The organism is Pseudomonas sp. 9.2(2024) (assembly GCF_039695385.1).
Taxonomy (GTDB): Bacteria; Pseudomonadota; Gammaproteobacteria; order Pseudomonadales; family Pseudomonadaceae; genus Aquipseudomonas; species Aquipseudomonas paraglycinae.
This window is the reverse complement of the sequence record NZ_CP155585.1, coordinates 936,030-947,490: the sequence shown is the minus strand read 5'-3', so window position 1 is coordinate 947,490 and position 11,461 is coordinate 936,030. Positions and strand designations below refer to the sequence as shown.

11 protein-coding genes are annotated in these 11,461 nt (G+C 64.6%); 7 read left to right on the top strand and 4 right to left on the bottom strand.

Annotation, left to right across the window (positions count from 1 at the left end; genetic code table 11):
- Positions 1-97: 97 nt before the first annotated feature.
- From cobJ to cobG, 4 genes are read right to left on the bottom strand one after another with little or no spacing between them, the layout of a single operon-like run.
- Positions 98-1,801, bottom strand: a complete 1,704-nt coding sequence (cobJ, locus tag ABFB52_RS04170) for a precorrin-3B C(17)-methyltransferase (protein WP_129973588.1) — start codon at positions 1,799-1,801, stop codon at positions 98-100.
- Positions 1,801-2,532, bottom strand: coding sequence for a precorrin-2 C(20)-methyltransferase (locus tag ABFB52_RS04165; protein WP_129973606.1), 732 nt, complete (start codon positions 2,530-2,532; stop codon positions 1,801-1,803). The genes cobJ and ABFB52_RS04165 overlap by 1 nt, the downstream gene beginning before the upstream one ends.
- Complete coding sequence (locus ABFB52_RS04160) at positions 2,532-3,158, bottom strand: precorrin-8X methylmutase (protein WP_011332253.1); 627 nt, start codon at positions 3,156-3,158, stop codon at positions 2,532-2,534. Before ABFB52_RS04160 ends, ABFB52_RS04165 begins: the two co-directional genes overlap by 1 nt.
- Positions 3,151-4,449: a precorrin-3B synthase gene (gene cobG, locus ABFB52_RS04155; RefSeq protein WP_129973587.1), complete on the bottom strand. Its 1,299-nt coding sequence runs from the start codon at positions 4,447-4,449 to the stop codon at positions 3,151-3,153. Before cobG ends, ABFB52_RS04160 begins: the two co-directional genes overlap by 8 nt.
- A 144-nt stretch (positions 4,450-4,593) precedes the next feature.
- On the opposite strand from cobG, the gene cbiE reads away from it, so the two are divergent.
- The 7 genes from cbiE (at position 4,594) to ABFB52_RS04120 (ending at position 11,400) form a co-directional block, all read left to right on the top strand.
- A complete protein-coding gene (gene cbiE / locus ABFB52_RS04150; protein WP_129973586.1) occupies positions 4,594-5,805 on the top strand; it encodes a precorrin-6y C5,15-methyltransferase (decarboxylating) subunit CbiE in 1,212 nt (403 codons plus the stop codon).
- Positions 5,798-6,895, top strand: coding sequence for a cobalt-precorrin-5B (C(1))-methyltransferase (locus ABFB52_RS04145; protein ID WP_129973585.1), 1,098 nt, complete (start codon positions 5,798-5,800; stop codon positions 6,893-6,895). The genes cbiE and ABFB52_RS04145 overlap by 8 nt, the downstream gene beginning before the upstream one ends.
- Positions 6,892-7,611 carry a cobalt-precorrin-6A reductase gene (locus ABFB52_RS04140; protein ID WP_129973584.1) on the top strand — a complete coding sequence of 240 codons (720 nt, stop codon included), beginning with the start codon at positions 6,892-6,894 and terminating at the stop codon, positions 7,609-7,611. The genes ABFB52_RS04145 and ABFB52_RS04140 overlap by 4 nt, the downstream gene beginning before the upstream one ends.
- A gap of 186 nt (positions 7,612-7,797) precedes the next feature.
- Positions 7,798-8,199 carry a DUF2946 domain-containing protein gene (locus ABFB52_RS04135; RefSeq protein WP_129973583.1) on the top strand — a complete coding sequence of 134 codons (402 nt, stop codon included), beginning with the start codon at positions 7,798-7,800 and terminating at the stop codon, positions 8,197-8,199.
- Between the two features lie 48 nt (positions 8,200-8,247).
- A complete protein-coding gene (locus ABFB52_RS04130; protein ID WP_085746552.1) occupies positions 8,248-8,727 on the top strand; it encodes a copper chaperone PCu(A)C in 480 nt (159 codons plus the stop codon).
- A gap of 21 nt (positions 8,728-8,748) precedes the next feature.
- Positions 8,749-9,195, top strand: a complete 447-nt coding sequence (locus ABFB52_RS04125) for a DUF2946 domain-containing protein (RefSeq protein ID WP_085746551.1) — start codon at positions 8,749-8,751, stop codon at positions 9,193-9,195.
- 84 nt (positions 9,196-9,279) lie between these two features.
- On the top strand, positions 9,280-11,400 hold the full coding sequence (locus tag ABFB52_RS04120) for a TonB-dependent copper receptor (RefSeq protein ID WP_129973483.1): 2,121 nt from the start codon (positions 9,280-9,282) through the stop codon (positions 11,398-11,400).
- The last annotated feature ends 61 nt before the right edge of the window (positions 11,401-11,461 follow it).

Below are 11,461 nucleotides of genomic sequence, written 5' to 3'. Positions count from 1 at the left end.
AGCCATTAAAAAAACACATAAAAAAACAAGGCCGCGAATGGCGAATTCGCGGCCTTGTTTGTTTTATCGATCATTGCCACTCGACAGTGCGGGGATATCAGCCGGCCGGTTTTTCCCCGTACCAGCGCGGCGTATAAACCCACTCCCCGCCCTCGGCTCGAGGGAAAGTGCAGGTAGTGGAAGAACCGATCAGCACCATGGTGCGCATGTCCACTTGCTCCGGAGTCAGCGCGCCCAGTGTCGTGACGCGCAGCGTCTGCCCCGGCCGACCGATATCGCGGCCCAGCACCACCGGTGTTTGCGGTGTGCGGTGTTGCGCGACGATTTCCAGCGCTCGCCCCAGTTGCCACGGACGGGCACGGGAGATCGGGTTGTAGAAGGCCAATGCCAGATCCGCCTCGGCGGCCAGATCCAGACGCTTCTCGATGATCGACCACGGTTTGAGGTTGTCCGACAGCGACATCACGCAGAAGTCATGGCCCAGCGGCGCACCGGCCTGAGCGGCGGTGGCGAGCGACGCCGAAACACCCGGCAGGATTTCCAGATCGACGCTGTGCCACGCCGGATCCGTCGACTCGTGCAATGCTTCAAGCACCGCCGCCGCCATGGCGAACACGCCCGGATCGCCGGACGAAACCACGATCACCGAACGACCCTCAGCGGCCAACCGGAAGGCGTGACGGGCACGCTGCATTTCTTCGCGGTTGTCGGTGCAATGCTGCACCTGATCGTCGCGGAACGGGCCGGCCATGCGCACATAGGTTTCGTAACCCAACACGTCAGTGGCGCGGGCCAGTTCGGCTTTCACCGCCGGCACCATCAACTCTGCCGCACCCGGGCCAAGGCCAATGACAGCAAGGCGACCACGCGGACGACCGATCTGCGAAACATCCAGCGGCTGTTCGGCCACGGCGATGGCAAGGTCGCGGGATGTTGTGATGATTCGGGCGCCGGGGACTGTATCGCGGGCCAGTTCACCGATGTCACTCGCCGGCGCGGCAAAACGCAACGGCACAGCCAGTTCAAGCGCGGCTTCACGCAATGCCGGGCTGGCCATCTGAACGTCAGCCGCCACCAGACAGGCCAGCGATTGAATTGCCACACCGGCCTGAAGTAACGCATCGCGAATTACATCCGGTAGATCGGCCACATCTGTATCGACCGCCACCGCCACGCTACGCGGATAAATCAGCAACTCACTGGCGTTCGCCGCGCGGGCATCGCTGCCCACATGAATCGAGCGCTGCGCCTGTGGATCTTCCGGCAGTTGCGCCTGCCCAAGCCACGGCGCTGCACCGTCGATGCGTACGCTGTGGCCGGCGAGCAAGTCGGAGACAAAACGCTTGCCCTGCTCCAGATCGCCGAGGGCATAACCGCCGGGCGGGTTGAGCAGGCAGGTGCCGAAACGCAACTCGCCGCTGGTGGTAATCGCCGCTGCCACTTCAAGCGCAGACGCAATCTCGCGGGCCATGACGTTCACCCCGCCGAGGCCACCGAGCAGCGGCACCACGGCGCTGCCGTCTTCAGCCACGGCGAGCACCGCTGGCTCGACGCCTTTTTCCAGCAACAGTGGCGCCAGGGTGCGAATGACAATGCCGGCCGCGCACAGGGCAATGATCGGCGTGTCCTGTTGATACAACTCGCGCAGGGTCGCGCCGAAGTCGCTGTAAGTCAGGTCCGCGCCTTCGACGCGTCCATTGAGCCCGTGAATCTTTGCAGCCGGATAGACCTGCTGCAGGCGACGGGCCGTGGCCAGCGCGCCCTGACCGAGAATGACGATGGCCGGTGTGGAGTGGGTCATCAGCCTTGCCACCGTTCGCCGGGCACAATGATCAGCGAAAAGTACGGCGACGACATCGGCTCGACCTCGTCCAGCGGCACGATCTTCTGGTTGGCCATGGTCGCGCGCTCGACGTACAGCGCCCGCTCGGCCAGGCCCAGCTCCGCCAACACGTCGCGCACTTTCGGGAAGTTGCGCCCCAGTTTCATGATCACCGCCGCATCGGCATCGGCCAGACGACGCTTGAGTTCATCGTGAGGCAGCACGCCGGACAGCACCGACAGGCTCTGATTGCGATACACCAGCGGCGCGCCCAGCACCGACGCGCCACCGAGCATCGAGCAGACGCCCGGCACCACTTCGGCTTCGTAACGGCTGGCGAGGCGATCGTGCAGGTACATGTAGGAGCCGTAGAAGAACGGATCACCTTCGCAGATCACCGCCACGTCGCGGCCGGCCTCCAGATGCGCGGCCACTTCTTCTGCCGCGTCATCGTAGAAATCGCTGATCACTTGCTCGTAGGACAGCGGCGCCGGCAGCACTTCGGTGGTCACCGGGTACACCAGCGGCAGCAGATTCTGCGCGTCCTGCAGGTGCGCTTCGATGATGCCGAACGCGTTGCCCTTCTTGCCCTTGGCCACGAAGTACGCCACCACCGGCGATTCGCGCAGCAGGCGCAAGGCCTTGACGGTAATCAGTTCCGGATCACCGGGGCCGACGCCCAGGCCAATCAAACGTCCTTGAGCCTGCATCATTCGATCTCCGTGGCGAGAGCATTGACCGCAGCGGCGGCCATGGCGCTGCCGCCGAGGCGGCCCTGCATGATCACGAACGGCACGCCACGGCTGTTGGCGGCCAGTTCGGCCTTGGATTCGGCGGCGCCGACGAAGCCCACCGGGAAGCCGAGGATCAGCGCCGGTTTCGGGGCGCCGGCGTCGAGCATTTCCAGCAGATAAAACAGCGCGGTCGGCGCGTTGCCGATCACCACCACGCTGCCTTCCAGATGCGGACGCCACAGTTCCAGTGCCGCTGCCGAGCGAGTGTTGCCCAGCTCGCGCGCCAGCTCCGGCACGCTGTCATCGCGCAGGGTGCAGATCACTTGGTTGTTGGCCGGCAGGCGCGCACGGGTCACGCCCTCGGAAACCATCCGCGCATCGCACAGGATCGGCGCACCGGCAGCCAGCGCATCGCGCCCGGCCTTGCCGGCGCCTTCGGAGAATTGCAGCCCGTCGATGGCCTCGACCATGCCGCAGGCGTGGATCACCCGCACCGCGAGTTTTTCCAGGTCGGCCGGGATGCGAGCCAGGTTGGCCTCGCTGCGAATGATCGCGAAGGAGTTGCGATAGATCTCCTGACCGTCGCGGATGTAATCAAGCATCAAGGGGGCTCCGTGAGCGGGCGGCGAGCAGGGTCGCGGCCGCTTCGATAGTAAGGTTGTGAGCGTGCAGCGCGCCGAAACCCGGCAGGGCTGCATCGCGAAAATAGAGATCGTAGCGACCGGGGCCGACCGCCAGCAAAGTCACCGCTGCCCGATGTGCGGCGGCGCAGGAACGCGGGCAACCGGACAGGTGCACATCCACGGCGTGTGGCAACAGCGTAGCCAGCAGACGGGCATCGTGTTTGGTGTCGGCCAGGCCTTTGCCGCAGCCGTTGGCGCCGGTGCAGGCGATCAGGTGTGACAGGGGGTCTTCGATGCGGGTCAGCAGGTTCAGCTTGCTCAATTTGTCGAGCACTTGAACCGCATCGGTTTCCTGCACATTGGGCAGCAACAGACTCTGCCAAGGGGTGAAACGCAGGCTGCCGTCACCAAAGGTTCTGGCCAGGTGTGCGGCGCCACGCAGCATGTCCGGATCAAGGCGACCGAGCGTCGGTGCGGCACCGACATAGACCTGACCGGACGATTGCTGAGGGTGGATGCCGAGGTGCAAACCCTCCGGTCCGGCTTCGCGCTGCCAATCAGCAGCGGCTTTCAGGCTGATCCGCTGACCGAGTTTTTCCAGGAACACCGGCGCCGGGCATTCATCCAGCAGATGGCGCATTCGCGTCTGCTCCGGCCGGGCCAGATCGAGGAACAACTCCAGCACCGCGACCACCAGCGCATGTCCGTCCGCAAGCGCCACAGCGGCCAGCGGTCGGTCCGTCGGACAACCCGCCAGGCCGAACGCCAGCAGCGTGTCGCCGCGATCTTCGAATGCCGACAACCACAGGTCATGGGGATGTTCGAGCATCGCCAGCGCTTCACCGCCATCCAGTTGCACGGCGAACTTGGCGCTCAGCTCGTGGAAGCGCGGATGGCTTTGCAGGGTTTCGAGGATCTGCCCGGCCAGTGGACGAGTATCGAAGCGCATCTGCGGGTCGATGCCGGCGGCGGGGCTGAGCATCAGGTTGCGCACATCGTCACCCGCTGCGGTTCGCGGCCCGAGACCGGCGGCCAGCAGGCTTTCGATCAGCGCGGCGGACTGCTCGCCGATCCCGCGAATCTGCAGATTGCCGCGGTTGGTCGCCTCGATCGCCCCGCCGGCAAACCGCTCGGCGGCATGGGCCACCGCATCGGCCTGCTCGGCCGTGATCGAACCGCCATCGAGCTTGATCCGGCAGATCCCGCCATCCAGCGCCTGGACGATACGCAGCAACCCCGGACAGGCCGAGGGGCGTATGGCGTTGGACATCGGGCGTTCGTTCAAGGGCTGGCAGCTCTGTGGGAAAGGCGCTTCGCGGGCGAAGGCGCGGTATTATGCCTGCTTTGTCCGACGGCATGAAAAGTCTGCCCGTCGGAACGGCGCGTTTGCGGACACTTTTTTGAGGGGCTACAGATGTCACCCTGGCTGACAGTAGTAGGAATCGGTGAAGACGGCTTCAAGGGCCTGGGCAAGAATGCCCGGCGCGCCTTGATGGGCGCTTCGCGGATCATCGGCGGTCAGCGTCAGCTGGATCTGTTGCCGGTGTGCATCCGTGGCGAGCGCCAGTTGTGGCCGAGCCCGTTTTCCCTGGCCCCGGTGCTCGAGCATCGCGGTGAAGCGGTGTGCGTGCTGGCCAGCGGTGATCCGATGTTCTACGGCGTTGGCGCAAGCCTGGCGCGGCAGGTGCCGGGGGCCGAGATGCTGGTTCTGCCGGCGCCGTCGTCCTGCTCGCTGGCGGCGGCCCGACTGGGCTGGCCGTTGCAGGATGTCAGTGTGCTGTCGCTGGTGGCTCGCCCGCTGGCGGCCCTCAACGCACAACTATTCAGCGGCGTGCGCCTGTTGTTGCTGAGCAATGACGGTCAAAGCCCGGCCGCCGTTGCTGAATTGCTTCGCGAGCGTGGATTCGGCGCCAGTCGCCTGAGTGTTCTGGAGCATCTGGGCGGCGACGCCGAGCGCCGCATCGACGGCACCGCCAACGACTGGAATGATCCGCTCATTGCCGACCTCAACGTGATCGCCATCGAATGCCTGGGCGATCCGCAGACACCGCGCCTGTCGCGTCTCGCCGGTCTGCCGGACTCGGCCTTCCAGCATGACGGCCAACTGACCAAGCGCGACGTGCGCGCGATCACCCTCGCCCGCCTCGCCCCGACACCGGGCGAACTGTTGTGGGATGTCGGCGCCGGCAGCGGCTCGATCGGCATCGAGTGGATGCGCGCTCACCCGAGCTGCCGCGCTCTGGCCATCGAGGCCGATGATGGCCGACAACAGTTGATCGAACACAACCGCGACGCTTTGGGCGTTCCCGGTCTGCAACTGATTCGCGGCAGTGCCCCGCAGGCTCTCGCCGGGCTGGAACGTCCGGACGCGATTTTCATCGGCGGCGGCGTGACGCGCGAAGGCGTGCTCGACACCTGCTGGGAACAACTCAAACCCGGCGGCCGACTGGTCGCCAACGCCGTGACCCTGCAAAGCGAAATGACCTTGATGAGCTGGCGCGAACGCCACGGCGGCGAACTGACCCGCATCCACATTGCCCAGGCGCAGCCGCTGGGCGAGTTCGACACCTGGCGCCAGGCCTTGCCGATCACCCTGCTCGATCTGGTCAAACCCCTCGATGCGTGACGAAACCGCCGAACAACCCGCGCCCTTGCGCAGCGGCCTGACCACCGGCAGCTGCGCCACGGCCACCAGCCTCGCCGCTGCCCGCCTGCTGCTCGGCGGCGTGGTGGCGGACGCCGTGCAGATCGTGTTGCCCAAGGGCAAGCAGGTGCAGATGCGTCTGGAGTTCTGTCGGCTGACTGAGAACGGCGCCGAAGCTGGAACCATCAAGGATGCCGGCGACGACCCGGACGTGACTCACGGCGCTCTACTCTATTCACGGGTGCAACTGATGGCCGAGCCGGGAATCCGCTTCATTGCCGGCAAAGGCGTCGGCACCGTCACTCGGCCGGGGCTGGTGCTGGGCGTCGGCGAACCGGCGATCAATCCAGTGCCGCGCAAGATGATCAGCGATCACCTGACGCTGCTCGCCGAAGAAACCGGCTATCGCGGCGGCTTCGAGGTGACGGTCAATGTCGAGGGTGGCGAAGCCATGGCGCTGAAAACCATGAACCCGCGTCTGGGCATTCTCGGCGGCCTGTCGATCCTCGGCACCAGCGGCATCGTCAGGCCGTTTTCCTGCGCGGCGTACATCGCCTCGATCCATCAAGGCATCGATGTGGCGAAAACCAACGGCTACCTGCACATCGCCGCCTGCACCGGCAACGCCAGCGAGGACACCATGCGCCGGGTCTACAACCTGCCGGAAATCGCCCTGATCGAAATGGGCGACTTTGTCGGCGCGGTACTCAAGCACCTGCGCAAAGTGCCTGTGGATAAACTCAGCCTGTGCGGCGGCTTCGGCAAGATCAGCAAACTGGCGGCCGGGCACATGGATCTGCACTCGCGCCATTCGAGCATCGACTTGCCGCAACTGGCCGAATGGGCGGCGGCGATTGGTGCCGACGACGATTTGCAACAAGCCATTTGCGGGGCGAACACCAGTCAGCAGGCATTGGCGATGGCCAGTGCGGCGGGCGTTGCCCTCGGTGATGAGGTCTGTCGCCATGCTTTGGAATTCGCCCGTAGCGTGGTACCGGCGCAGGTGCAGGTCGAAGTGTTTGCGATTGATCGTCAGGGCGGCATCGTCGGCCATGCGGGAGCCTTTGTATGAAGCGAATCTTGTTGCTCGGCGGCGTGACTGAAGCGCTGGCCATCGCGCGCACTTTGGGGCCGAAACACATTTACAGCCTGGCCGGGGTGGGCCGGGTGCCGACCGATCTGACGTGTCAGGTGCGCGTCGGCGGCTACGGTGGCGCCGAAGGTCTGGCGCAGTTCATTCGCGACGAAGGCATCACACTTTTGCTCGACGCGACCCACCCCTACGCCGCACAGATCAGCCAGAACGCCGCCACCGCTGCGCAACTCACCGGCATCCCCTGCTGGGCCCTGCGCCGCCCCGCGTGGCAACCGCAACCCGGCGATGACTGGCGCGAAGTCGCCGACTGGGCCGAACTGATCACCGCCCTCGAACCCTTCCGCCGCCCACTGTTCACCCTTGGCCGCGAACCGCTGCAACACCTCGACGAAATCCCCGCGCACCAGTTCTGGACCCTGCGCGCCCTCGACGTCTACCCCGGCAACGAACGCTGCGAAGTCATCGGCGCCCGTGGACCGTTTCTGCTGGAGGATGAGCGGGCACTGTTCGAACGCCGGCAGATCGACGTGCTGATCAGCAAGAACAGCGGCAGCACCGCAACCGAGCCGAAACTGGACGTGGCGCGGGAGCTTGGGGTGCCGGTGCTGGTGTTGAAGCGGCCGGTGTTGGCGGGGGTTGATCGGGAGTTTGCGACGGTTGATGACGTCATCTCGGCTCTTGAAAAACCTTGATCAGGACGGAGCTTTTCCTCTCGCGATAGCTTCAGTTGTTGATGCAAGTCCCATGCAATGCAAATTCGAGCCGCTACACTCTCTTGAAAGATCGCTGCGACACCAAACCGCACGACGCTTTTTTACTTATCGGCCCTGATCAGGCTAAATAGCCGCGCCTGATCGCCCACCCTACGGATCTGTCCCATGAACCGACACCGGCTCGCATTTGCCTGGATCGCCTGCTTTGCAGTGCTGTTCAACATGCTCGCCATGCCGTTGACGGGAGCGATGGCGCAGGCGGCGCAGACGCCGGCCGAGCAGTTGCTGTGGAGCAGTTTCTGCACCGGCAGCGGGACGAAGATGGTGGCGATCGACATCGGCAGCCTCGATCAGAAAGCGCCGCAGAGCGGTGACCATCATTCGACCATGCAGCATTGCTGGTGCTGTTCCGGATCGGCGCCGGTGGTGGCGTTGCCGGGGCATTCGCCGCAGCTGTATTTCGCCCGATACGAAAGCAAACGCAGCGTGGCGCCCGCCGTGCTGCAAACTCCGACACCGCGTCAGCAATGGCCGAGCCTCAATCCCCGCGCTTCCCCTCTGGTTTGATTTGTTCCCGCATTTGACCTGCGTTTCAAATCGTTCTGGAGAACTGCCATGTTGAACAAATTCATCGTCATCGCTGCGCTGTTGCTGCCTGCGTGCTTCGCCCATGCCCACGAATACAAGGCCGGCGAGCTGGAAATCGCCCACCCGTGGTCACAGGAACTGCCGCCGAACGCGCCGACGGTTGCCGCGTATTTCATCATTCACAACGCCGGCAAGACGGCTGACCGCCTGCTCAGCGTCGACTCGCCGATCGCCCCGACAGCGGAACTGCACGAGCACGTGATGCAGGGTGATCTGATGAAGATGCAACAGGTGCCGAACGTGGCCATCCCGGCCGGTGGAAACGTGACCTTCGCGCCGATGGCCTATCACGTGATGCTGATGAATCCGACCGACCGCAGTCTGCTGACCGACGGCAAGCGCTTCCCGCTGACCCTGCACTTCGAAAAGGCCGGTGACGTGACCGTCGAAGTCGCGGTGCAGAAGAAGCCGCCGCAAGCCACGCAAGCCCACGCGCACGCCCAGTAACCGTTCCGGCAGACTCCGCCCATGCGCCCCCTGAGCGCCAGGCCCTCCCTGCAACGCCGTCAGACTGAACACCTGACCCGCGGCAGCTGGATCGCCCTGTTCGCCATGTTGATGATCTTCATCGGCCCGCTGATTTCTCAGTCGATGCCGATGGATCAGCACGCCTCGACCTCCATGCCGATGAGCATGGACATGTCGATGGACATGCCGGGAATGGATCATTCCGCGCATGAAGCGAAACCCTCGGCGGAACACTGCCCGCCGCAATCCTCGCACCACGTGCTGTGGGAAAAATGCGGTTATTGCAGCCTGCTGTTCAACTGCCCGGCGCTGACCGGTGGCGGCAGCTTCGCCACTTTCAGCATTCCTCTGGTCAACACCTTCACCCCACCCTCCCCGCGTCTGGGCCATGCCCGGCAGACCTTCTTCCCCGGCGCCCGCACCCGCGCCCCACCCGTCGCAGCGTAAACACCCAACTCTGATTGCACACGGTTGAGAAGACAGCCTCAGGCTGCCGGCCGTGTCGTTTACGACTGTTTGATGGAAATTGTCATGTCCAGGTTTTCTGCTGTCCCGCGCCCGGCTTCTGCCCCGGCGTCCTTTGCCCTGAACGAATCCCGCGTTCGTTTCAGGCACGCTACCGCCGTCCTTTGCGGCGTCCTGCTGTCCCCGCTGGTCCACGCCGACGAACACGCCGGCCACGCTGACGAACTGAGCCCCACGGTGATCACCGCCATCGCCCCGAGCTCGCCGCTGACCATCGTCACCAACCCGAAGGACCCGCGCCAGCCAGTACCGGCCAGCGATGGCGGCGACTACCTGAAGACCATTCCAGGCTTCGCCCTGGTGCGCAACGGCGGCACCAACGGTGACCCGGTGCTGCGCGGCATGTTCGGTTCGCGCCTGAACATCCTCACCAACGGCAGCATGATGCTCGGCGCCTGCCCCGGCCGGATGGACGCGCCGACCTCGTACATCTCGCCCGAGACCTACGACAAACTCACCGTGATCAAAGGCCCGCAAACCGTGCTCTACGGACCTGGCGCCTCGGCCGGCACGATCCTGTTCGACCGCGAACCGGAAAGCTTCGGCGAACTCGGCACCCGGGTGAACGCCAGCGTGCTGGCCGGCTCTCACGGACGCTTCGACAAGGTCGTCGATGCGGCAGCCGGCGGTTCGCTGGGTTACGTTCGGGTGATCGGCAACACCGCGCATTCCGACGACTACCGCGACGGCAACAACGATATCGTTGCCTCACGCTACGACAAGTGGAACGGCGACGTGGCGCTGGGCTGGACCCCGGATGCCGACACCCTGATCGAACTCACCGCCGGCAAGGGCAACGGCGAAGCACGTTACGCCGGACGCGGCATGGACGGCTCGCAATTCCTGCGTGAAAGCCTCGGTCTGCGATTCGAGAAATCCAACATCAGCGACGTGCTGGAGAAGCTCGAAGCGCAGGTCTACTACAACTACGCCGACCACGTGATGGACAACTACACCCTGCGCACGCCGTCCGGCACCGGGATGATGGCCGGTCCCATGGCGTCCAACGTCGACCGCCGCACCCTCGGCGCGCGGATCAAGGCCACCTGGCGCTGGGCCGATATCCAGCTGATCACCGGCCTCGACGCGCAGACCAACGAACACCGGCAGCGCAGCGGCATGGGCATCGATACCTACAAGGATCAGCCGTACACCAAGGACGCCGACTTCCATAACTACGGGGTGTTCAGCGAAATGACCTGGTACGCCGCCGACCGCGACCGGCTGATCACCGGCGCCCGGGTCGACCGTGCCTCGGCCAGGGATTTCCGGCAGACCACCGGCTCGGGAATGATGTCCCGGCCGAATCCGACCGCTGGCGATACCCGCGCCGACACCCTGCCGAGCGGCTTCGTCCGTTACGAGCATGACCTGGCCGACAGCCCGACCACGCTCTACGCCGGCCTCGGCCACGCCCAGCGTTTCCCGGATTACTGGGAGCTGTTTTCGCCCAAATCCGGCCCGGCCGGTTCGGTCAATGCGTTCGATTCGATCAAGCCGGAAAAGACCACTCAGCTCGACTTCGGCGTGAACTACAAGAGCGCCGAGCTCGAAGCCTGGGCCTCCGGTTACATCGGCCAGGTGCGCGATTACATCCTCTTCGATTACACCCCCGGGATGATGGGCATGAGCACGTCCCGCGCCGAGAACATCGACGCGCGGATCATGGGCGGCGAACTCGGTGCCGCCTACAAACTCACCGACAACTGGAAAGCCGATGCGACCCTGGCCTACGCCTGGGGCAAGAACAGCAGCGACGGCAAGGCTCTGCCGCAGATGCCGCCGCTGGATGCGCGCTTCGGTCTGACCTATACCGAAGACAACTGGAGCGCCGGCGCACTGTGGAGGGTGGTTGCCGCGCAAAACCGTATCGACCAGAACAAGGGCAACGTGGTCGGCAAGGATTACGACAAGAGTTCGGGCTTCGGCGTGTTCTCGCTCAACGGCGCCTACCGGATCAACAAACACTGGAAGGTCAGTACCGGCGTCGACAACCTGTTCGGCAAGGCTTACGCCGAACACCTGAACCTGGCGGGCAACGCCGGGTTCGGCTACCCGGCCAACGACCCGCAAGCGATCAATGAACCGGGGCGCACGCTCTGGACCAAGGTGGACATGAGTTTCTAACCCTCAAGGGCGCTCGCTCCCTTGAGGGAGCGGGCGGCAACAGACAACGAGAAGATCCAAG